This window comes from Sphingobacterium sp. MYb382 (assembly GCF_037572665.1).
In the GTDB taxonomy this organism is placed as follows: Bacteria; Bacteroidota; Bacteroidia; order Sphingobacteriales; family Sphingobacteriaceae; genus Sphingobacterium.
Genome location: NZ_JBBGZT010000012.1, coordinates 106,626 through 130,444, shown reverse-complemented (window position 1 = coordinate 130,444; position 23,819 = coordinate 106,626). Strand labels below are relative to the sequence as shown.

Sequence of the window (23,819 nt, the reverse complement as noted above, 5' to 3'; positions counted from 1 at the left end):
GAACAGTGCTCTTTTTTTATGTTTTAAAAGTAGGCTTAAAGCTTACTTTCTTTTTTGACCTTACGGGTGCTGCTCAACGTTTGTTTGGCCGCCTGTTGTACTTCATGCTGTCTTTCTAGGTATTTGATAACCTCAATAGCAATATCTTTTCCTGTAGCAGTCTCAATGCCTTGTAGACCAGGAGAGGAGTTCACCTCTAAGATCAACGGCCCACGTGCCGAAGGCAGCATATCTACGCCCGCAACGGTTAATCCCATTGCTTTGGCCGCTGAAATGGCTGTTGCTTTCTCTTCACGAGTCAGCTTGAAAATTTCTGCTGTTCCTCCACGGTGTAAGTTAGAGCGGAATTCACCTTCTTTTGCTGTACGTTTCATCGCACCAATTACTTTGCCATCAACAACGAAAGCACGGATGTCAGTTCCTTTAGCTTCTTTAATATATTCTTGAATCAAGATGTTATTGCCTAAGCCATAGAAAGCCTCAATAACAGAAGAAGCTGCTTTCTTAGTTTCTGCGAGTACGACACCGATACCTTGCGTTCCTTCCAATAGCTTAATAACTAAAGGCGCGCCACCCACCATGTTGATTAAGTCGTCTACATCCGATACCGAACGCGCAAAACCCGTTATTGGAAGGCCTAAGCCAGCACCTGAAAGGATTTGCATGCAGCGCAGCTTATCACGTGAGCGTGTAATCGCTTGGCTAGGGTTGGCCGATACGACGTTCATCACTTCAAATTGGCGGACAATAGCCGATCCGTAAAAGGTTAATGAAGAACCAATACGCGGAATAATAGCATCGATATGTGCTAAATCTTGTCCTTTAAAGTGAATCGTTGGCTTGCCTTGCTGAATGCCTACATAGCACTTGCTATGGTCAATCACTTGACAATCATGTCCCCTCGAAACGGCAGCCTCTACGAGGCGTCGTGTAGAATAGAGGTTCCTATTCGTTGATAATACAGCAATATTCACGGAATACTTTATTTAGAATTTTTGTTTTTTTATGTATAGATTGTGGGATTGATGCTAGCCGTTTCCTCGGGCTAGGTGTTTCTTAGCAACATCAACTAAGAACTTTCCACTTATAAAATTTTTACCCAATAGCATCGGGTATGCCATCGATGAGCGATCTCTTACGGAGAGCTTAATATCGAATTCTTGATCGAATAATTTTATTTTTGTTAAAAATATATGTCTAGTCTCTGCTTGTCCAAAAGAGCTCTTGATTACCCGTTCGCGATGTATAGGGAAAACAAACTGCTGAATCTCTGATTGCTCTTTCTCAGGGTGGGCATCGATATAACAACGTATATAGCGATGACCTTTTTCTTCAAAAACTTCAAAACCTTCGCAATGTAAGACCGAAGTTTCTGCTCCAGTATCAATTTTAGCATAGATGCGGAACAGGCCCAGCTCGGGCAGGTCTACCGTTTCTATGCTTCCAATGATACGCTTTTCTTTCGGCACTTTCAAAACTTATTCGTATATAAACTCACCCGTATTGGCGCGAATAGTTACTTTTTTCTTTTCTGCAGCCTCTACGCGGCCTATAATTTGAGCAGGAATACCGAATGATTCTGAGATAGCGATGATATCAGCCGCAATTTCTTCGGATACATAAAGCTCCATACGGTGTCCCATGTTAAATACTTTATACATTTCTTCCCAGCTTGTATTCGATTGTTTTTGAATCAAATCAAATAACGCCGGAATAGGGAAAAGATTGTCTTTAATAACATGAACTTTCTCTACGAAGTGCAACACTTTTGTTTGTGCTCCACCCGAGCAGTGTACCATACCATCAATCTGAGAACGGTATTTATCTAAGATAGATTTGATAACAGGCGCATACGTACGTGTAGGGGAGAGCACCAATTTACCTGCAGTAATTTGTTCTCCTGATTCTACATCGATTAAATCCGTCAACTTGCAGCCACCAGCGAAAACTAAATCGTAAGGAACAGCTGGGTCAAAAGTCTCTGGGTATTTCTCTGCGATATATTTGTGGAATACATCATGACGTGCTGACGTCAATCCGTTGGAACCCATACCGCCATTATATTCTGTTTCGTAAGTCGCTTGACCATAAGAAGCCAAACCAACGATAACATTACCTGCTTGGATGCGGTGGTTAGAGATAACATCTTCACGCTTCATGCGACAGGTAACTGTACTATCTACAATGATGGTACGTACTAAATCGCCTACATCAGCTGTTTCTCCACCTGTAGAGTGGATGCCAATGCCTAAAGCACGAAGTTGACTTAAAATTTCTTCCGTTCCATTGATAATCTCCGCAAGAACCTCTCCAGGGATAACGTTTTTGTTACGACCAATGGTAGATGATAAAAGGATATTGTCGATAGCACCAACACATAATAAATCATCTAGATTCATAATGATGGCATCTTGCGCAATACCTCTCCATACGGAGATATCACCTGTTTCTTTCCAGTAAGCGTATGCTAAGGACGATTTTGTACCTGCGCCATCGGCATGCATAATATTGCACCAAGCTTCGTCGCCCCCTAAAATATCGGGTACGATTTTACAAAAAGCTTGCGGGAATACCCCTTTATCAATATTCTTGATTGCGTTGTGTACATCCTCTTTCCCAGCGGATACACCTCTTTGGTTGTATTTTAAATCTGACATCTCGTATGCAAAAATAATAAACCCAATGATATTCTAGTAATCCAAAATGATAAATACGAGAAAAGCCCAATATCATTGTAGATATTGGGCTTTTTATAAGGATAAACCACGAACAAGGAAGCTGGTGTTGCTTATTTATTCCACCACAATTTTGTCGTGATAACATCATCGCCTTGCTGTGCCAAGGATTCCTGGTAGTTGTTTCTATTTGTACGTTGCTCGTTCAATGGATATACTAATCTATTTGGAATAGCATCGCTAAATTCAGGTGTGAAGTAGAAGCTTTTTTCTACGCCACCAACAAGTCCTTTCCATAGCAGGTCACCTTTCTTCACTAAGAATTTAGGGTAGCCTGTTCTTCTGATTTCTGTCCATCCTTCAATACCCTGCGTGTATAGGGCGATATATTTTTGGCTTAACACATTTGCTTGTGTTGCCGCTGGTAATGCTTGCACATAAGCGCTGTAGTCGGCAGGCGCTACGCCCCATTTTTCAAGCGAAGCTTTAACGCCTTTTACGTAGTGGTCTTGATCCCAGTTTTTATATTCGGAGATTAAGAATTCTACTTCAGCATACTCTTGAAGCACTTCGCCAAAGTTGGCTGCATTAACGATTGTTCCTGGTAAAGAAACTTTGTTAAATGGTAATACGTTACCTGCTTCTAGTGGAAGGCCGTAAGGCTGACCTACATATTTATCTTCATCATTTTTATTGCTGTATTTCGCTAGACGAGGGTCAAGCGTTGTAAAAGGACCACGCTTACCAGTCAATGTCTCTACAATTACGTTGGATACTGCAAAATCTTTACGGTTGGCAATAACTGTAGCCTTGAACAGAGGTGCTTGATTAGGCGATGTTGCGGAGTAGTTAAAAACCGCGTTGTCGCTGTTGGATGTAAATACACCTTGCGCTATAGCGTCGTCAATATGTTGCTTAGCAATCGTGTTAGATTTGCTGAGGATGCGTGTTGCCAAGCGTAGACGTAAGCTATTGGCAAACTTATACCATTTTTTATTATTCCCTTGGAAGATGACATCAGCCTTACCGAAGGTATTTTGATCTTGATACTTATATAAGGTGTCCGCCGCTTGGTCCAATTCGTTTAAAATATCTAAGTATATTTTTTCTTGCTTAGCATACTTAGGTGTTAAGTTATCTGGATTTTGCTGCAAAGCCTGAAATTCAGGATCCTTATTACCATAAGATTCATAAGGGATATTTCCGAAAACATCCGTTAGGTGATGGAATACAAATGATTTTAGGATGCGTGCAATTGCAATCTGATTGCTGTTTGTACCTGCCGTACCAGCACTCACGATAGCTTTTGTTTTCTCATCGCTATTCAGCTTGACAATCTCATTGATATTATTCAAAGCTAAGTAAGAGTCTTTCCAGAAGTCATCCGACGCACTCGTCGGAATGATATAGCGTGAAGGATCTGTATAAATATTTTGCGCATAAAACTGCGAAAACAATTGCGCGCCACGCAAGTTGATGCCTTCACTACGGATAGCATCTATAGCCTGTTTTTGTGCGTTGACAATTAATGTCGTCGTAGGTACCGCAGGTGGATTGTTTGGGTCGGTATTGATGTCTGTAAATGTGCTGTCTGAACAGCTGCTGATTACTAAGCTGGACACACCGACAAATATATAAGAGAGTGAATTGAAAATTTTCATCGTAAACTAGAATTTAACGTTAATATTGAAACCGTAAGATAGAGGTGTCGGAATATTTCCGCCTTCAATACCTTGAACATTACCACTGCCGCTCGTAGCCTCTGGGTCGATGTATTTACTCTTCGTGTAAATATTCCATAAGTTTCTGCCGTAAACGGATACACCTAAGTTTTTAGCAAACTTGTTTGGCTTAAGTGGGATGGTATAACCGAAAGTTACTTCACGTAGTTTTACAAAGGTTGCATCGAACACAGAGAATGCCGTAGGGCCGTTGTACTCGTTACGTGCCCATTGCTGTGCGGATACATTGGTTTCGTTTTTCGTCGCATTGCTAACTGTATAGGTTCCATCAGAATGGAAGTCTACATTGGCTTTTACACCGTCTAAGACAACGCCAGTCTCACGTACATTATTAGCAGCTGTTTTATCAAGAATACCAGCATACATACCCACTTTATAGGTTTGCGAGAAGAATTTACCACCTACACGACCATCGATTAAGAAACCGAAGTTGAAGTTCTTGTAGCGGAAATGATTCTGGAAACCAAATAAGTAGTCTGGCAATACAGAACCTAAGGGCACCAATTGTGTCGTATTCATGTAGGTTCCATCAGCTTTAACAACGCGTTGACCATCCGGAGCATACACGAAGTCTGTTCCTAAAATCTGACCATAGGACTCTTGCTCACGAGCCACTAAGCTTACTAAGGTGCTGCTTAAAGTCAAGGTGTTCACAAGTTCATCCAACTCAACCACTTTGTTTCTGTTTTTTGACCAGTTGATGGTACTGTTCCATTCAAAAGAATCCGTCTTAACAGGTGTTGCATTTAACGTAACCTCAATACCTTTGTTGTTTATCTTTCCAGCATTTAAGACCTTAAACTCATAACCAACAGCTTGTGATACAGGTACAGGTAAGATTTGGTTATGTGAGTTGTTGTTGTAATAAGTAACATCTAAACCAATTCTATTTTTAAGGAATTGTAGGTTGATACCTGTTTCCCATGATTTAGTCATCTCAGGCTTTAACAAAGCATTGTTAAGTGTTTTTGGTAAAGCGTAGGAAGGAAGGCCTTCAAAAGATTGTTGTGCTTTGTATACTTTATACAATTGATATGGATCGGTATCGTTACCCACTTGCGCCCAACCTAAACGTACTTTACCAAAGGATAACCACGAAAGTTCTTTTACAGCATCTAACTGGCTAAATACGAAACTTCCTGTCGCCGAAGGGTACACGTATGAGTTGTTTTGGATAGGTAGGGTAGACGATCTATCATTACGGATGGTAGCATCTAGGTAAAGAAAATCTTTATAACCTACGGATGCACTTCCATAAATAGAGCCTACACGCTTATGGTATTTGTTGTTGTCAACAAGTACAGATGCAGCATTCTTTAAATTGTAGTAATTTGGAATAGTCAAGCCCGATTGTGTAATCGCGTTGTTTATTTGTTTTTGTTGATCTCTAAGGTTGGCACCAACGTTAACAATTAACGAGATATCTTGCCAGTTTTTCTTCGCTGTTGCTAGGAACTCGTAATTGTATTCATTAAGCTTATTGCTATTCTCTTCATATTGAGACGTAGAACGCGAGTAAACGGCAATACGGTCTTGCGTGTCAAAGGTGGAAATATCACCATGTACACGTGCTCCGATTGTTAACCAGTCTGTTGCTTCATAGGTTAAGCCGAAGTTTCCATAAAAACGATCCCTTTTCTCTTCTAAGTAGCTTTCATAAGCGGCCCAGTATGGGTTGTCAATGAAGCGTGTAGCTTCCCCTTGAGCAGTATTGTCAAAGCTTGTTCTGTTCCACGAAATTTGTGTGCCATCGGCACGTTTATAGTTGGATAATTCTTTAAAGTCTACCTGTACGCCACCCCATTGAAAGGCGTTCAACATGATACCACGGTTGGTAGCACCTGTCCACGGCTTACCTGTAGAGCCTGTTCTCACGTAGGTCAAGTTGGAGTTAACCACTAATTTTCCAATACGTGTACTACCAGCTAAGTTTAAGGTGTTTTTATTTAGCGATGCGTTAGGCGTTGTTCCACCTACATTTTTGTTGGTATAGGATAGACGGTAGTTGGTTTCACCGCTAGAGCCACTTAAAGAAATGTTGTTGCTATTTGAAATACCTGTCTTGAAGAAGTACGATACATCGTGTTTTGGGTATTCCCAAGGTGTCTCTTTTAAGTATTTCTCTGGACTCTCTGGATCTAAAGCATACCATTGTAAAACCGGCGTACCATCTAATTTTGGCCCCCAGCTTTCGTCAGATGCGTAGTCAACAATTTTAAAATTCTGTCCGTTTATCGTTGCATTAGCAAATGTTGTGGAATAACCTTGACCATAAAGTTTTTGTCTTTTCGGTAGACGTACAATATTTTCGAAATCAAGGCCTGTATTAACGGATATTTCGACCTTATCACCTTTAGTTCCTTTTTTTGTAGTGATTAAAATCACGCCGTTTGCTGCACGTGAGCCGTATAAAGCTGCTGCCGAAGGACCTTTCAATACCGATATGTTTTCGATATCATCAGGGTTTAAATCCTGAATAACGTTTCCTAAATCCTTACCAGCGCTACCGTTTACCGTTGAAGAGTTGTTGAAGTCTCCGTTATCAATAGGCGTACCGTTGATCACATAAAGCGGTTGGTTATTTCCTGCGATAGAGTTGATACCACGAATTAGTACGCGGCTAGATCCGCCCATGTTACCTCCCGACGAGATAACTTGTAGACCAGCTATTTTACCAGAAATAGCACTAATAGCATTTGCTGGGCGTGTTTGAAATTCCGTAGATTTCACCTCTTGTACCGAGTAGCCTAAGGCTTTTTTCTCTCTGGAAATACCTAAAGCGGTAACCACCACTTCGTTAATAGAATTAGCACTAGGTACAAGGTTAATTGTTAACGGACGATTATCAACGATTTGGAGAGTTTGTTTCTCATAACCGAGGTAAGAAATAGTAACTGTTTGCGGAAAAGAAGTGAAGTTTAAGTGGAAAACACCATCCGCAGCCGTTTGTGTGCTTCCATTGGCGTAAGTAAGCGTAACGCCTGCTAGCGCTTCATTGTTGTTCGATACCACACGACCATTGACCGCTTGCTGCCCAAAAAGGAGCTGGCTCGAAAAAGTTAATAAGATAACAAGTATAGTATGAATTTTTGTATTCATAGGTATGAAATAAAAAGTGAAAAACTGGGTTGTTTAACGAATAAATAAGGATTATAGGAGAAAAAAACAGTCGTTTAATCTCCTAGTGACATTCGTTTTACAAAGCATGTGTGTATATCCGTATGCATGTTTTTTTTAATTTGAGAGTGCAAATATATTAAATCCACCTTATTAATAGATTAACTATTTTATGTTTTTTTGAAAAAGGTTCTTTTTCAGCGCTATGTGCATAAAGTGTATTGTAACTTTGCCATTATTGTATTAATTTTAGTTACTTTGCATCGTTATTTTGAATAGACAATAAAAGGATATGATTATACAACCACGTGTAAGAGGTTTTATCTGCTTGACTTCGCATCCTGAAGGAACAGCGCAAAATGTTAAAGAACAGATAGAATACGTCAAATCAAAGGGAGAAATTAAAGATGGCCCGAAGAAAGTTTTAGTTATTGGTGCTTCTACCGGTTTTGGTTTAGCATCTCGTATTACTGCGGCATTCGGTTCGCAAGCGGCTACAATTGGTGTTTTCTTCGAAAAACCTGCTGCTCCTGGCAAACCAGGTACGGCTGGTTGGTATAATTCTGCAGCCTTCGAAAAAGAAGCACAAGCTGCTGGGTTATATGCAAAGAGTATCAATGGTGATGCTTTTTCTGATGAGATCAAAGCGCAAACTATCGCTTTAATTAAAGAAGAACTTGGTCAAGTAGATTTAGTTGTTTATTCTTTGGCTTCGCCAAGACGTACACATCCTAAAACTGGTGTTGCACATGCTTCAGTTTTGAAGCCTATTGCTCAGCCATTCACGGATAAAACGGTAGACTTCCACTCAGGTGTTGTTTCTGATATCTCTATTCAGCCTATCGAGAACGAGGATGATATCGAGCATACAGTTGCTGTAATGGGGGGTGAAGACTGGAAATTCTGGATTGAAGATTTGAAAGCTGCTGGTGTTCTTGCTGAAGGCGTTAAAACTGTTGCTTATTCTTATATCGGCCCTGAGCTTACATACCCTATCTATAGAAACGGAACAATCGGTCGTGCTAAAGACAATTTAGAAGCTACTGTTCCTGTGCTTAACGATTTGTTGAGTGACTTAGGTGGTGTTAGTTATGTTTCGGTAAACAAAGCTTTGGTTACACAATCAAGCTCGGCAATCCCTGTAGTACCTTTATACATCTCTTTACTTTACAAAGTAATGAAAGAGAAAGGTATCCACGAAGGTACAATCGAGCAGATGCAACGTTTATTCGCAGAAAGATTATACAATAATGCAGACCTTCAATTGGACGCACAAGGAAGAATCCGTGTTGACGATTTGGAAATGCGCGCTGATGTACAGGCTGAAGTAGCGGCTTTATGGACGCAAATCACAACAGAAAACTTAGCGGAGCTTTCTGACATCGAAGGATACAGAGATGAGTTCTTCCATTTATTTGGATTTAACTTTGATGCGGTAAATTACGAAGCTGAATCGGATGAGTTGGTACAAGTGCCAAGTATCCAAGCATAAGTAGTATACCTAATATACTTTATTTTAAAAGCAGATAACCACCATGGTTATCTGCTTTTTTTTGTGCTGTTCCCCCAATTTAGCTGCAATTCGCTGTGCTATATATTCATTTTGCTAATTGTGGTTTTTTATTTGGATTAAATCTTGATAAGCTCTATATTTGCGCAACAACATTACAAGAAGATAGAGATGGTTTGTCCTTTAGCAGAAGTAGAAGAGGTTTTTTCATCAGTGCATGGAGCGGTATATCAATGTAGCCGTAAGAATTGCTATTGGTTAGAATTTAATGAGACCACGACGGCTTTTAAGGTTTCCGACTTCTTCCTTTTCAAGAAGCGTATTGACTCCATCAATGTAGAAGCTATGCTTGCTGATACTTCGCGCACTTCCGATTTCGAACTTGTTATGCCACACCGTACAGATCGTTGTTTTATGTTGTCTGTACAAGATATTTTAAACTTAAGAGAGATCTTAGCCGGCTCTAAATTTATGATTGAGTTTAATAGTGAGCTTAAGAAGTTACTTCGCCGTGACGCAGTTCTTGTCTTTTAATTGTATTGATTCCAAATAACTTACCTTTTTGTTCGTCTAATTTAGACTGAATTTGTATTGTATATTTTTCATGACTTTCGTCACTTTCTGCATTATCTTTGTAAGAGTTAAGGCTGAGCTCGTATTGGCTTTATTATAATTTAAGAACTTAAGAAATAAAAGATATGAAAGATCTATTAAAATTGAAATCATCTTTATCAGAGGAAATCGAAAATATATTAAACGCACAAGTTAAGGTTGAAGCACATGCGTCTGCACTATACTTAGCGATGTCTGCTTGGTGTGATGACCAAGGATTAGATAATTCAGCTTCATTCTTCGCTAAACAAGCAGACGAAGAGCGTACACACATGTTGAAATTGTTTAACTACATCAGCAACCGTGGTGGTCGTGCTATCTCTCCTGAGGTTACTAATATCCCAGTAGACTTTGATTCTTTCCGTGGTGTTTTCGAACAAACATTGGAGCAAGAGATGTTCGTAACAGAGCAATTCAACAATATCGCTGATAAATGTGCGAAAAGCAAAGACTATGTTACTTTCAACTTCGTACAATGGTTCTTAGCGGAACAAGTAGAAGAAGAATACGTAGCACGTCGTATCCTTGAGTTGTTCGATGTTATCGGTGAAGACGGTACTGGACGTTGGGAAATTGACAAACACTTAGTAAAGGTTACCTTTGACGGTGAATAAAAATACCCCATAATAGGGAAAGCGGGTTGTCTCAACGAGACAACCCGCTTTTGTTTATACGAAAAGCTGTTATTTTGCCGTTCTTAGCTTAGTCTTTCCTGAGTTTTTTGTATATTGAGCTTTGGAGTTTTAGAAACGTTTTTGTGTCAAGAAAGAAGCATCTGATATTATTCCTGTTGACCTGTAGCTTGGTGCTTTGTAACTGGGGTATTGCTGATGCTCAGCCACATTTGAAGCAAGTGCACGGCTATGTGTTGGATACCGCCGGAGTAAGCCTCAAGGGGGTTACTGTACGCTTAACCACCAGCTCGGATACCTTATTGATGATCAGTTCGGCAGCAGGTTATTATAGCTTTAAGAATGTGAAAGGAACCAACCTACGGATTTCCTGTAGCATGTTGGGCTATAAGATATTTTCTAAAACGCTCCCCGTAACCACTGAGTCAAATAATATCTTAATCCCGAATGTGATTCTTGAACCACAGAATTCGTTGATTGAAGATGTGTATATCGTTAAAACAATACCCGTCGTTTATTCGCAAGATACCATTCAATATAATATGGATGCCTTCAAGTTTCGAACAGGCTCTCTCCTCGAAGAGGCTTTGAAGCAACTCCCCGGCATACAGGTGGCTCGTGATGGTACTGTTTATGCCTATGGGAAGGCCATTTCCTCCGTACAGGTCGATGGTAAAAAATTCTTCGGTGGTGATGTGCTGACAGCGACACGGAATTTGCCGGCCGATTTCATCCGTAAAGTACAAGTCATTAACTATTATGGCGATTATGCTACCGATAAGGGGATGCGTAATGAAGAACCAGAGAAGGTGCTAAACATTGTGCTGAAGGAGGATAGTAAGCGTATTTCTTTTGGTCAGGTTACTGCCGGAGGGGGAACGCGCGACCGTTATCTGGGGAGCCTCGGCCTCAATCGCTTTAATGATGGGCAAGAGCTTTCTATTTTGGGCTCTGTGAATAACACGAATACAAGTCTTTTTTCTTTCGGCTCTCCCAATGGAGCCGGCGAGCGTGAAAAGTCATTGATGGATGTGATGGACTTCGTCGATCCTACAGATGGGCTCAATAATGTAAAGTCGCTAGGCATTAGCTTTGCGGACAACCTTGCCGAAAAAACACAGTTTAGTACTAACTACAGTTATACACGTCGTGAAAATGTAACGCAAGGTAATTCCGTTTTGCGATCTTCTTACGTAGGTAATACGATCTCTAACGAAGAAAATTATCAGCGTAATAATGACGATCATTTTCATAAGTTCGCCACAGAATTTAAGCATCGTTTTAAGAATAATGATGTCCTAGAGGTTAAACCTACTTTGTCCTACAATCGCGTATACACAGGGAATACAAAAAAACGACTCATTAGCAACAATCGCGTATTTACTTTTGGTACTTACCGCGATACTGCCTTGACGGAAAGTCCCAACTTGGATGTTGATATCGTTTATGCCAAAGCCTTTAAAAAGCCAGGTCGTAAATTATTGGGTAGCTTCGTTGTTAATTTTAATAGTCAAGATAAGACAGAAGATGTGAGTGATGGCTACCTGTTAATTGATTCGTCACATGTTAATCCTAGACGTACCAATGTATCGCAGGAGCTATTTGTTCAGCAAAATAATAGCAGCAATGGGGTGAAAGCCTCTGTTTCTTATATCGAGCCTTTTTCTCCAGCAAGCCTTTTGGAAATCGTTTACGATTACGAAATGACGAATATGTATACCTTGCGTAAAGTGGAGGATAAGTTGAAAACGGCAGAATTGGGTACGCCTTACTTTGTCGATTCCTTAGGCGTTCATTATAACTATAGCTTCAATAGCAGCCGTGTGGGACTGAACTATCAATATACCCCGAACAAGAAGTTTCGGGCGAATGTAGGTTTTGCAGTGCAGCCTATTGTGTTGAGTGGTAATTTGCCTAATGATGATCAGGTATATGAATATTCCAATGTGAATCTGGTACCTACCACAGGATTTAAATGGCGCTTTAATCCAGAAACAGATTGGAGTGTCGACTATGTCGGTAAGAATAATCAGCCAAGCTTCTTACACATCATCCCGGTAACGGATAATACCAACCTACAAAATATTATTGTGGGAAACCCGAATTTGAAAGCGGAGTTCTCCAACCGTATTACGACCATGTTTAGGCGATTTATAACCTCACGAGGTCAGTATTTCGAGACTAATTTTGCTTATAATTTTGTAACGAACAAAATTGTATCCGATAAAAAAGCGATTCTTAACTCTACCATTCAACAGACGACCTTCCGTAATACCGATGGCTACTATGATTTGAAGTGGTATTTCTTATTTAATACCCCGCTGTTCAGCGAAAATGTACAGCTAGATGTTGTGGGAAACACAGATTATTACAACAATTTGGCCTACGTGAATGATAAGCGTAACACCACTAAACAGTTTGTCTATTCTCAATCTGTGCAGGTACGTTACTCATGGAGTGACTATTTTGAATCGGTGTTTAATGGAAACTACCTGATGAACAACGCCCATTATACATGGCCTTTTACAAATACCATCAATGCACAAAGTGTGTTGCTTGGTGCTGCTACCAAAGGTTATATTGGTGATTATGTCACACTAGGGGCGGAGATGTCGCAGCGTTTTAATGTAGGTTACGAAAGTAGCTTTATGAATAACAACCCGACGACTATCAATGCGTACCTAGAGGTCTCTTTCTTGCGTAATAAAATGGCGCTACTCCGTATTCAAGGGTACGATTTGTTAGACCAAAATAAAAATATGGGTACCTACAGTGAGTATATAGGTAACGATTTATATGAAGCACGTAACAACCGATTGGGACGTTACTTTATGGTGAGTTTAAATATAAGGTTGCAAAAATACCCTAAAAAATAAAACTATGATGAAAGCTGTCGTTATGCGCGAACCAGGAGCACCATCGGTGTTGGCTGTTCAGGAGCGTGAGAAGCCGACTATAGGCACGGAGGAGGTTTTAATACAGGTGAAGGCTGCCGGTATTAATTTTCCGGACGTCATTCAGCGTAAAGGTAGTTATCCTGCGCCAGCAGGGGCTATTGCGGATATTCCAGGATTAGAAGTATCGGGTATTATTGTTGAGCTTGGTAGCCATGTTAGCGGCCTACAGTTAGGCGATGCCGTTTGTTGTTTAATTGCTGGGGGCGGTTACGCCGAATATGTGAAGGCTCCAGCAGCCGTATGCTTACCTATTCCCGAAGGTTTCAGCTTTGCTGAAGCCGCTTGTTTGCCAGAAACGGTATACACCGTTTGGGATAATGTCTTTAGAAGAGGGAAGCTGAAAGCCAATGAAGGTATTTTAATTCAAGGGGGATCTGGCGGAATAGGCTCTACGGCAATTCAATTGGCAAAGGCTTTCGGTGCGCAGGTATATACTACCGTTAGCAGTGCAGAGAAAGCAGATTTCTGCAAAAAACTTGGTGCAACGATTACAATCAATTATAAAACGGAAGATTTTGTGGAAGCCCTTAAAGGCAAGCCTGTGCATGTTGTGCTAGACAGTATTGGTGGCTCTTACTTTGAAAAACACCTGACCCTTTTAGAACCTGATGGTAGGCTGGTACAGATAAATGCTATGGCAGGAGCAAAGGTAACGTTGAATATCATGCAGCTGATGCAGAAGCGAATTCAGGTGACGGGGAGCACGCTTCGTGCGCGCGATACCGCATTTAAAGCGGAGCTTACACAAGAAATTCGGAATGCCGTCTGGCCTTTGATGGGGGATGCTTTTCGTCCGCAAATTCATCAGACATACACCTTTGATGAAGCTGTGCAGGCACATACGCAGATGGAGGAAGGCGATTTTCTAGGAAAGTTGGTATTTGTAGTTTAGACCATTAATAAAAATGGGCGCTAAAATTAGCGCCCATTTTTATTAATGGTCTAGTGAGGCTGCATTGAGCTTCAGCGAGTTCAAAATAACCGATACAGAGCTTAGGCTCATCGCTGCCGCCGCAATCATTGGCGACATCAAGATGCCAAAACTAGGGTATAAAATACCCGCTGCGATAGGAATTCCAATCACATTGTATAGAAAAGCAAACAATAAATTTTGTTTGACGTTACGCATCATTTTATGACTCAGTACAATGGCTTTATTGACACCTTTGAGGTCGCCTTTCACGAGGGTAACTTCCGAACTTTGAATGGCAATGTCAGTACCTGTTCCCATAGCGATACCAATATCAGCTTGTGTCAAAGCAGGGGCATCGTTAATACCATCGCCCGCCATCGCAACAACTTTGCCTTCTTGTTGTAGTTTTTTTATCTCATTTAGTTTGTCTGCAGGAAGCATATTCGCTTTGATATGGTGGATTCCCGTTTTATCGGCCACCACTTTTGCGGTATGCTCATTGTCGCCAGTAAACATATACACCTCAATGCCTTGCTCTTGAATTTGCTTAATGGCTTCTTGGCTACTTGCTTTTACTTGGTCGATAATCGTTAAAAGACCTGCATACTGCTTATCCACGGCAACAATAGAAATACTGTTACCCAGTTTTTGTGCTTGTACAATTTCTGTTTTCAGGCTCTCCGGCAATTCCACGCCTTCCTCTTCCATAAGCTTCTTCGTACCTAGCAATACCGACATATGGTGTATTTTTCCAGATACACCTTTACCGGTGATGTTCTCGAAATTGTGTACATCCAATAAGCCTAGGCCTTCGTCTTTAGCTTGCTTTACCATAGCTTCGGCCAAGGGGTGAGAGCTGCTATTGTTGATGGAAGCCGCAATTTGTAAAATATCTTGACTTTTAAAATTTCCATTTTCAGCGACGCTGATGTTGGAAACACTAGGTCTACCTTCTGTTAATGTTCCTGTTTTATCGACGATAAGGGTATCTACTTTTTGCAGTCGCTCTAAGGCTGCTGCATTTTTAATCAGAATTCCATTTTTCGCACCCTTGCCGACACCCACCATCACCGACATTGGTGTTGCTAGGCCTAAAGCACATGGGCAGGCTACAATCAGAACGGCCAATAGATTCGTGAAGGCAAAGGCTATATGATTGTCGATGCCGCTGAAATACCAAGCAACAAATGCGATGGCAGCGATGAACATAACGATAGGAACGAAAATACGCGATACCTTGTCCGTCAGCTTTTGAATAGGGGCTTGGCTACGGCTAGCCTCATTCACCAATTGTATGATTTGAGATAATAGCGTCGCTCCACCTACATGCTTAGCCTGCATCAAGAAGGTTTGATTGCCATTAATCGTGCCGCCGATAACGTCGTCACCCACTGTTTTTTCCATTGGAATAGGTTCTCCCGTAATCATAGACTCATCAATGCTGCTGAATCCTTCCAAAATAACACCATCAATCGGGATTTTATCCCCAGGACGTACACGCAAGGTGTCGTCTACTTGAATAGCCGATACGGCGATTTTTGTATCTACACCATCTTTCACTAAAATAGCCTCCGCAGGCGATAGCTTGATAAGCTCCTTTACCGCGGTGTTTGTTTTAGAATGTGCTTTGGCCTCCATAACCTGCCCTAGCAGCACAAGGGTTAGGATAACACCGACCGACTCAAAGTAGAGGGCTACGTCACCATGGTGGCCAAGCAGCTCTTCCGGAAAAAGCTGCGGGAAGAGTAGCGCAATAACACTATATACGAAAGCCGCTCCAGCACCGAGGCCTATGAGGCTAAACATATTTAGGTTCCAAGTTTTAAAGGAAGTCCACGCCCGTTGGAAAAACATCCAACAGGTACCAAAAACAATAGGTATGGTCAGTATAAACTGTATCCATCCATTTGTCTTTGGTGATATCACCTGACTAACGGGAGCTCCAGGGAGCATATCGCCCATCGCCAACAAGAAAACAGGTAAGGTCAAAGCAATACTAATCCATAGTTTCTTCTTTAAACCTGCGTATACTTCGTCGCCTTCCTCATCAATCTGGTTGGCCACAAGGTCCATACCACAGATTGGGCAGTTGCCGGGATGGTCCTGCACAACTTCGGGGTGCATCGGGCAGCTGTATTCCACCTTAAGTGTTAGTGCTGGAATTTTCTCCAAGTTCATCCCGCAAACTGGACAGGAACCAAACTCATCGTAAATTTTATCACCTTCACACATCATGGGGCAATAATACTTGCCCGCATTAGAGGCGTTAGCCTGCATTGGGGGAGCTGAAACATGATGATGCCCATGTTGAGGCTTATCTTTTAAAGACTCTATAGGAACTAAAAACATGTTACAAACCGGGCATCTACCTTTTTCTGTATAGCTGTGGTCATGTCCTTCACAAAACATCGGACAGATGTAGGTGCTACTCGGAGAATCATCAATGGTTACCTCTTTGGCCTTTGCTGTCGAGTCTAGCTCAACGATGGAGTAGTGGCTGCCGGCACCCAATTGTGCTTGAAGATCATCAAGGCTGTAATCTTGATCCATGGTTAAGTCTACAGTGCCTTTTTCTAAGCTTACATTCGCTTGAACACCAGGCAAGGCATTCAGTTGTTTTTCGACGGTGGAACGACAACCTCCACAAGTCATGCCTAAAACTTTATATTGTTTATTCATTATTATTTATCCTATTGTTGTGTTTTTCTTTAAGCTATTTCAGTCAGCATAAGGGCGACCTTTAGCTTTTAAGCATCCATTTCCAAAATGGAATAATGACTGTCTACACCAAGCTGCGCTTGCAACTCATCCAAGCTATAATAGCTGGACATATCAATTTCAGCCGTTCCGCTTTCTAAGTTTACATTAGCTTGAACGTCTGACAAGGTGTTAAGCTTATCCTCTACGGTAGCACGACAGCCGTTGCAAGTCATGCCTAGAATTTTATATAATTTTTTCATTGTGGTATATTTTAATTGATGTTATCTATTTTATGAAAACTAAGGTTGCAAATTGACGATTTACCCATTCGCCTGTTTTACTCGGTATGCGTTCTGTATCTTGTAGGAAAGCCTGATTTTTAAATCCACTAGTCACCGCCATTTCTTGAAGCTCTTCAACTTCATAAAGCTTAAAGTGATAGGCTGTAAAAGGGAGCTCTTGCATAAAATGCTTGAGTCCGAAAGTAAGCGCAAAAGCCCCCCTCGGTTGTAATACACGGTATATATCCGCAAACATGAGGCGCGGTTCTTCCCAAAAATAATGCGTGTTTACCGTAAATATTTTGTCGAATGTGTCGTTCGCATAAGGAAGAGGCGAGTCGGCATTATACAACGTAAAGGCAGCACGACCTTCGTCGATTAGCTTTAGGTTGTTTTCTTTTGCGAGATCATGCATTAGTGTGGAAACCTCTAATCCTTGGTAGTGTATGCTAGGGTAGGTGTTGCATAAGTTTAAGACATGTGCAGCGTTACCATGACCGATTTCTAAAATAGCATCATGAGTTCCAATCGCCAATGCTGATATCGCTTGCGCCGTCATGTTGGCATTCGTCTCTTGCATCATGGTCGCCATCTCCATTCCCTTACTTCCGTGGGGATGGCGCAGCTGATTAGCAATTTCTTTAAGCTTTTCCGAAGGAGTCATAGCGAGCTGATGTTAACGTTTAAACCTAATACAAAGGTCAACAATCAACAGTCGGAAATGTTATATAATTTATAGGATGGTTTATATAATTTAGCGAAAAACTAACTTTTACAATTTGTCTAGAGGAACACGGCTTGTTGCCGTTTGCTTTTTGAAAGCTGAAGGAGAGAAGCCTGTTGTTTTTTTGAATTGGCTACTCAAGTGGGCCACACTGCTGTAATGAAGCTGCAACGCAATTTCGTTGAGGTTGAGCTCATCATAGCTGATCAGTTCTTTAACTCTTTCTATACGCTGACTAATGTAGAACTTTTCAATGGTGGAGTCTTCCACCTCGCGGAAAAGGCTACTTAAGCTGTTATAGTCTTTATCAAGCTTTTCTGCTAAGTATTGGGAGAGGTTGGTGCGTAGATTTTCATTGTTTTGATGAATCATCTCCACGATAAGATTTTTTATACGCTCTACTGTTTGTGTTTTTTTGTCGACCATAAGCTCAAAACCCAGAGATTCCAAATTTTGGGCTAGGTCTTCCTTTACGGAACTTATATCTTCTTCTTGGATACTTATCTTGCCAAGCTCCATAGACAATACCGTAAGCCCAAGCTTGTTAAATTCATTTTTAACAGCCATCAAGCAACGATCGCACACCATATTTTTTACAAATAATTCCATGGAGAGAAGTAATAATGAGTTAAAAGTACAAAAAAAGAAAGTGATGCGAAAATTATGAGAAGATCTGACATCAAGATTACCAAGGGCATCTTTTATCTTTTCTTATCGTCATATTTCGCTCGATAAAACGCATGTTTACGACTGAATGCGTAATTTTGTTGTCGAAAAATAAATGCAATGGCTAATAAAATGAAAATTGAAGTTTGGAGCGATATCATGTGTCCCTTCTGTTATATTGGTAAGCGACGTTATGAAGCTGTCTTAAAAGACCTTCCTTTTGCTGACCAAGTGACGCTAGAATGGAAAAGTTATCAACTGAATCCTGACTTAGAGACAAATCTGCAAGAGACAACATATTCCTATTTGGCATCTAGCAAAAATATGCCTGTGGAACAGGCTAAAGCGATGTGTGATCAGGTGGCTACGATGGCGAAAGCAGTAGACTTAGATTTCGATTTTGATAAAGCTGTTGTTGCTAATAGTTTCCGTGCGCAGGAGTTCTCACACTACGCGAAGCAACAGGGCAAGCAAGATGCTGCTGAAGAGCGCCTTTTCAGAGCCTACTTCACCGAAGGTAAGAATATCGACGATATCGCTATATTGAAGGAGCTAGCGCTAGAGTTAGGCTTAGATGCCGACACGTTAGAGAAAGAACTAAATGCACGTACCTATCAGGATGCTGTGCGTGAGGATATCTATGAAGCTCAACAGATAGGCGTGCGTAGCGTACCTTTCTTTGTGTACAACCGCAAGTATGGTATTTCGGGAGCACAAGACGAAGAAGTATTTCGCCAAACGATGCATAAAGCTTTCGACGAATGGCAAAAAGAAAATGTAAATAAGACTTTAGAAGTAGTTGAAGGACCTAGTTGCGGTCCGGAAGGCTGTGAATAATAAAAAAGGGAAGTTTTAAACTTCCCTTTTTTATTTTAATGATGTCTTGTTCTGCTATAGATGGGACAATAGGTTATTTACTTAGCAGCAGCTTTTTTTCTCTTTTCCAAGTTAAGGCGGTAAAGAAAATAGCGAGCACACAAGCGCCTAATATCACCTCGAATGCCGTATTCCAACCCGTCTTATCAACGATAGAGCCTAAAGCCGCATTTGCCAGTAGGTCACCAATAAAGTAGCCAAATAACCCTGTTAATCCGGCGGCGGTTCCTGCTGCTTTCTTAGGGACAAGGTCTAACGCTTGTACACCAATAAGCATCACTGGCCCATAGATTAAGAAACCTATTGCCCATAGTGAGATGTTAACCACCCAAATGTTATCGCCTGTTGCGGTCCAGTATACATAGGTCGCTATCAGTGTAAGCGTCATGTAGATAATGGTTACGGGGGCACGACGCCCATTAAATACTTTATCACTGAGTACACCACACAATATAGTACCTGGAATAGCGGCTAGCTCATAGAAGGAAGCTGACCAAGCCGCTTCCGAGACGGAAAAATGTTTGGCTTCCTGTAAAAAAGTAGGCGCCCAGTTGATGATTCCATTACGCACCAGATAGACGAAAGCATTCGCGATAGCGATAAACCAAAGCATCTTATTGTTGAGCACATAAGTAAAGAAAATCGTCTTGGCACTCAGTTCTTTCTCTTGCTCTGCAGTATAGCTTTTCGGATAGTCATTATTATACTCTTCAATAGGTGGCAGTCCACAGGATTGTGGGGTATCTCTAATAAGCAATATACTGATGAAAGCGACCACGATAGCCGCCATACCCGGAAAGTAAAGGCGCGCTTGCCAATCCATAAAGAGCTCCACACCCCATATGGTTAAGGGACCTACTAGAAATCCACCTACGTTGTGTGCTAAATTCCAAATCGACATAGCTGTGCCGCGCTCTTTCGTCGAGTACCAGTGTACAACCACACGTCCACATGCAGGCCAGCCCATTCCTTGTACCCATCCATTGATGAAAAGAAGGATAAACATAATCGTTACCGAAGAAGTAGCAAAGCTCGAGAATCCCATGAAAATCATTGTTAACGACGATAGTATAAGTCCTGTAGCTAAGAAGTAACGAGCATTACTACGGTCCGATACATTGCCCATAAAGAACTTGCTAAGTCCGTAGGCAATCGATAGGGCAGACATGGCAAAGCCCAGTTGTGCCTTCGTATAGCCTAGGTTGTCCTGTAAGTCTTTAATGGAAAACGAGAAGTTCTTACGCACAAAATAATAAGCAGCATAGCCTAGAAAAATACCTAAGAAGACCTGAAAGCGTAGCTTTTTATATTCCGGATCAATACGGTTAGCAGGTAGTTGCGGCTGATGAGCCGCTGGTTTAAAAAAGTTTAACATGCAAGATAAAAGGTTAAAAAAGGTTTGGATAGTCGCTAATTATACCATCCACTTTAAGGGATTGTAGGCGTTGAATTTCATTCTTGTCATTGACAGTCCAAGGAATAACCTTGATGTTATGTTTATGCGCTTCCTGCATAAAAGCTTTGGTCACTAGTTTAAAGTTAGGACTGATAATAAAAGGAGTGAACCCCAATTCGTCAATAATTTCTTGAATAGGTTGTTCGTTCTTGGCATCTATGAGGTATGATAGTTTAACCTGCGGATATACCTTGTTGATGTATTGGATTGTACGCTTATCAAAAGACTGTATAACTGTTCGTGCAACGATTCCTTTTTCTGTAAGCACCTGTAAGATAAGATCCGAAAATTCTTGAGGGCTAGGATGATATTCACCGTCTTTGCCGTCTTTACTTTTCGTTTCTATGTTGTAGAACATGGGCTTTTTACGCTTTTCCTTGGCGTAGCTTTCCGCCTCGTCGATTAAGTCGGAAAGTAAAGAAATTGTGGTTTTTACTTTCTTCTGCTCAGGAAAATCTGTGTAGTATTTTGTGCCAATATCGAACTTACCCAGTTCACCATAAGTGTAGGCATAGATTAATCCTTTGTCGTCGATCCCTTGAAGAGGCTTCCCATTAGTGTACTGTACAAATTTAGGATTCAGGTAGTGATCATGATAGACAACGACTCTGTTGTCTTTCGTGATGTGACAGTCCATCTCCAAGGTCGTCACCTTAGGCAAATCAATAGCCACCTTCATAGCACCGATAGAATTCTCCGGGTATAGGCCGCGCGCACCACGGTGCCCTTCATAAGAGAACGATGGATGGCTTTCAGCATGGTTAAGGTTTTCTTTTTGAATAGAGCAGCTCAAGGCTAGGCTACTTGCAATAATTAGTAGTGTTTTTTCTAAATGTTTCATTTATCTCCTTTCGGGCCGGAAAATTAGTTAAAATATGAGTCCTCGTATATTACCTTTTTGTTAATAAATAGCGCTATTAACGCATCGTATAGGAAAAGGCTTTAGGACGAATCATGCGCTCTGTATACTCTTTTCCAAAGCGATCGGTGACACTTATATCTAAGGTGCTGTTGGCGCTGCTAGCTTTTACTTTGAACATGTGTGAGCTGTTGGCAGAGTCGAAAGACGGTTCTGCATTGAGGTCTAAACGTTTCATCCCGTAAGATATGATGTGTAAAGGGTCGCGTGAGCTTACTCTTTCTACTTTCAGAGGCGTGCCATTTTCTTTTACTGTCACAGTCCATTTAGGATCATATCCCCATACATTGATTAGTACTTCATTATTTTTGTTCGCTGTTGCAAAGCTGAACGCATACGTAGGTACTAGTTTTTTGAATTGGTCATTTGCATTTTTGGTGTAATTGTCGGCGGTAATATGTACGTTGTTCAAGTCGTAGGATCTAAACTGATAGTTCGGTTCATAACCGATAGATTTGTATTGCCACTTAATTTTGTCTCCGTTCATCTCCCATATGCCATAGCCACCCGGACTTCCATCCGGAGCAATATGATTATCTGCGTAGCCTTTGTTTCCCGTCCACCACCATGTAGCGCATACTGCCGCCGTGTTATGCTCCATCAGCTTGTTGTCACGCTCCACTCTATAATTGACGTGGGTATGTCCTGTAAGGATATGTACCTCATTAAATTTGCTTAACATGCTGACCAGTTTGTCACCATTACTTATCCTAAACCCCGGTAGGTTATTTTTTTCATTAGGCGCATTGTGTATTTGTATATGTGTCGCCACAATAACTGGTGTATTTGGTGTTACTGTTTCTAAGTCTTTGGCAAGCCAAGCCATCTGCTGGTCTGTTATTTTACCATTATAATTGCGGCTACCAACTATTCCTGTTGCTCCGCCGGCATTAATATATTCTGTATCATCCAGGACGATGTAATGTACTTTACCCAGATTGAAGGAATAATAAGTAGGGCCTAAAGCATTACGAAAAGCATTTTCTGATGCCCAGTCGTTAGCGATGTAAGGATCATTATCATGGTTTCCTATTACATTGAAGATAGGGGCATTCACATGACTAATTTGCTTCACATATTCTGGAATCATAAAGCTATTGCTGTACCAGTACGTATCCCAAGTCAGGTCGCCAAGTGTAAGTCCATATACCTTTTTGCCTTGGCCTTGAAAAGCGGCTATTTGCGCATTGATATCCTTGACGAAGCCATTTTGAAATTGCGCTATATCATTCGTTCTATTGGCTAGGTGTAAATCTGCCAAACTGAGAACGATGTGGTTTTCATTGTTGACGTCTTTTAATTCAAAGTCTTTTATCTCAACGGAGTTTTCTATGGCATTTAAAAAATGATAAAAAACAGGTAGGTTACCATTGTTGTTTACAACCTCATAGTTAGCAGGAACAGAAATGAAAACATAACCCGTTTGCTTTTTTGAAGGTAAATAGTAGATTCCTTTATCGTCGGTTTTTGTCACTTCGTTACCATCGGAAACAACAACATTGGCAATTCCTTTACCGTCGCTAAAGACACTTCCTTTTACCGTCATTCCTTCCTTATCCGGAATATTAGGGTTGAATACAGCATATATTGTCGTTTTCCCTAGTTGACGCTGCGCATTTCCGCGCTGAATTAAGACCGTGTATACGCCATTTTTCAGCTCATTTGTTGGTGCTAGGATGATGCTTTCTGTAGAAAGCGTCTTAATCGCAATATTTATTACAGGCGATTGGCTATCCCTGGGTACAAAAGAAATAATATCGTCCTTCTGGAACCCTTGACCTTTGATGGCTAATTCTACATCTTGTGAAATATAGTAGGTTGCAGGGACGTTGAAGTTTGTGAGTTCGAAGGAAACCACTGTGGTTTCATGTCCTTTAGGGACTATTGCATTTTTATTCTTACACGAATAATTGAAGAGAATAACCAACGCACAAAGCGTAAGTAATGTTTTTTGTATGTTTTTGATATTCATTTTTTTAGGTTGATAAAAGTTGATGCATAAAAATAGCATGGCTAAGCTAACCTAGCCATGCTATTTC

General features: G+C 41.0%; 18 protein-coding genes. 6 read left to right on the top strand and 12 right to left on the bottom strand.

Annotated elements, in window-relative coordinates:
- Positions 1–35: 35 nt before the first annotated feature.
- The 5 genes from rimK to WH223_RS05720 form a co-directional block, all read right to left on the bottom strand.
- Positions 36–974, bottom strand: a complete 939-nt coding sequence (rimK, locus tag WH223_RS05740) for a 30S ribosomal protein S6--L-glutamate ligase (RefSeq protein ID WP_340046579.1) — start codon at positions 972–974, stop codon at positions 36–38.
- Positions 975–1,028: 54 nt separating this feature from the next.
- On the bottom strand, positions 1,029–1,469 hold the full coding sequence (locus WH223_RS05735; protein WP_340046912.1) for an ATP-dependent zinc protease family protein: 441 nt from the start codon (positions 1,467–1,469) through the stop codon (positions 1,029–1,031).
- A gap of 9 nt (positions 1,470–1,478) precedes the next feature.
- Positions 1,479–2,657 (bottom strand): AIR synthase related protein, encoded by a 1,179-nt coding sequence (locus WH223_RS05730; RefSeq protein WP_340046578.1) that lies wholly within the window; start codon positions 2,655–2,657, stop codon positions 1,479–1,481.
- Positions 2,658–2,788: 131 nt separating this feature from the next.
- Positions 2,789–4,336, bottom strand: coding sequence for a SusD/RagB family nutrient-binding outer membrane lipoprotein (locus WH223_RS05725; RefSeq protein WP_340046577.1), 1,548 nt, complete (start codon positions 4,334–4,336; stop codon positions 2,789–2,791).
- 6 nt (positions 4,337–4,342) lie between these two features.
- Positions 4,343–7,516 carry a SusC/RagA family TonB-linked outer membrane protein gene (locus tag WH223_RS05720; RefSeq protein WP_340046576.1) on the bottom strand — a complete coding sequence of 1,058 codons (3,174 nt, stop codon included), beginning with the start codon at positions 7,514–7,516 and terminating at the stop codon, positions 4,343–4,345.
- Between the two features lie 310 nt (positions 7,517–7,826).
- Between WH223_RS05720 and fabV the strand changes: the two genes are divergently transcribed.
- The 5 genes from fabV to WH223_RS05695 all read left to right on the top strand — a co-directional run bounded on the left by fabV (position 7,827) and on the right by WH223_RS05695 (position 14,137).
- Entirely contained in the window at positions 7,827–9,026 is a 1,200-nt protein-coding gene (gene fabV, locus WH223_RS05715) for an enoyl-ACP reductase FabV (protein WP_340046575.1), read from the top strand.
- Positions 9,027–9,170: 144 nt separating this feature from the next.
- On the top strand, positions 9,171–9,578 hold the full coding sequence (locus WH223_RS05710; RefSeq protein ID WP_340046574.1) for a hypothetical protein: 408 nt from the start codon (positions 9,171–9,173) through the stop codon (positions 9,576–9,578).
- 164 nt (positions 9,579–9,742) lie between these two features.
- Positions 9,743–10,270 carry a ferritin gene (locus tag WH223_RS05705; protein WP_340046573.1) on the top strand — a complete coding sequence of 176 codons (528 nt, stop codon included), beginning with the start codon at positions 9,743–9,745 and terminating at the stop codon, positions 10,268–10,270.
- Between the two features lie 143 nt (positions 10,271–10,413).
- Positions 10,414–13,164, top strand: coding sequence for an outer membrane beta-barrel protein (locus WH223_RS05700; protein ID WP_340046572.1), 2,751 nt, complete (start codon positions 10,414–10,416; stop codon positions 13,162–13,164).
- Between the two features lie 4 nt (positions 13,165–13,168).
- Positions 13,169–14,137, top strand: coding sequence for an NAD(P)H-quinone oxidoreductase (locus tag WH223_RS05695; RefSeq protein ID WP_340046571.1), 969 nt, complete (start codon positions 13,169–13,171; stop codon positions 14,135–14,137).
- Between the two features lie 42 nt (positions 14,138–14,179).
- On the opposite strand, the gene WH223_RS05690 is transcribed toward WH223_RS05695, so the two are convergent.
- The 4 genes from WH223_RS05690 to WH223_RS05675 form a co-directional block, all read right to left on the bottom strand.
- Entirely contained in the window at positions 14,180–16,837 is a 2,658-nt protein-coding gene (locus tag WH223_RS05690) for a heavy metal translocating P-type ATPase (protein WP_340046570.1), read from the bottom strand.
- A gap of 68 nt (positions 16,838–16,905) precedes the next feature.
- Positions 16,906–17,118, bottom strand: coding sequence for a heavy-metal-associated domain-containing protein (locus tag WH223_RS05685; protein WP_340046569.1), 213 nt, complete (start codon positions 17,116–17,118; stop codon positions 16,906–16,908).
- 25 nt (positions 17,119–17,143) lie between these two features.
- Entirely contained in the window at positions 17,144–17,803 is a 660-nt protein-coding gene (locus WH223_RS05680) for a class I SAM-dependent methyltransferase (protein ID WP_340046568.1), read from the bottom strand.
- Positions 17,804–17,911: 108 nt separating this feature from the next.
- On the bottom strand, positions 17,912–18,472 hold the full coding sequence (locus WH223_RS05675) for a helix-turn-helix domain-containing protein (protein WP_340046567.1): 561 nt from the start codon (positions 18,470–18,472) through the stop codon (positions 17,912–17,914).
- A 177-nt stretch (positions 18,473–18,649) separates the two neighbouring features.
- On the opposite strand from WH223_RS05675, the gene WH223_RS05670 reads away from it, so the two are divergent.
- Positions 18,650–19,366: a DsbA family oxidoreductase gene (locus tag WH223_RS05670; protein ID WP_340046566.1), complete on the top strand. Its 717-nt coding sequence runs from the start codon at positions 18,650–18,652 to the stop codon at positions 19,364–19,366.
- A 73-nt stretch (positions 19,367–19,439) separates the two neighbouring features.
- Here WH223_RS05670 and glpT read toward each other — a convergent pair whose 3' ends face one another.
- The 3 genes from glpT to WH223_RS05655 form a co-directional block, all read right to left on the bottom strand.
- The gene (gene glpT, locus WH223_RS05665; RefSeq protein ID WP_340046565.1) at positions 19,440–20,780 is read right to left on the bottom strand and encodes a glycerol-3-phosphate transporter; all 1,341 of its coding nucleotides are present in this window, start codon (positions 20,778–20,780) and stop codon (positions 19,440–19,442) included.
- Positions 20,781–20,793: 13 nt separating this feature from the next.
- Positions 20,794–21,702: a glycerophosphodiester phosphodiesterase family protein gene (locus WH223_RS05660; protein WP_340046564.1), complete on the bottom strand. Its 909-nt coding sequence runs from the start codon at positions 21,700–21,702 to the stop codon at positions 20,794–20,796.
- 76 nt (positions 21,703–21,778) lie between these two features.
- Positions 21,779–23,752: a calcineurin-like phosphoesterase family protein gene (locus WH223_RS05655; RefSeq protein ID WP_340046563.1), complete on the bottom strand. Its 1,974-nt coding sequence runs from the start codon at positions 23,750–23,752 to the stop codon at positions 21,779–21,781.
- Positions 23,753–23,819 lie beyond the last annotated feature (67 nt).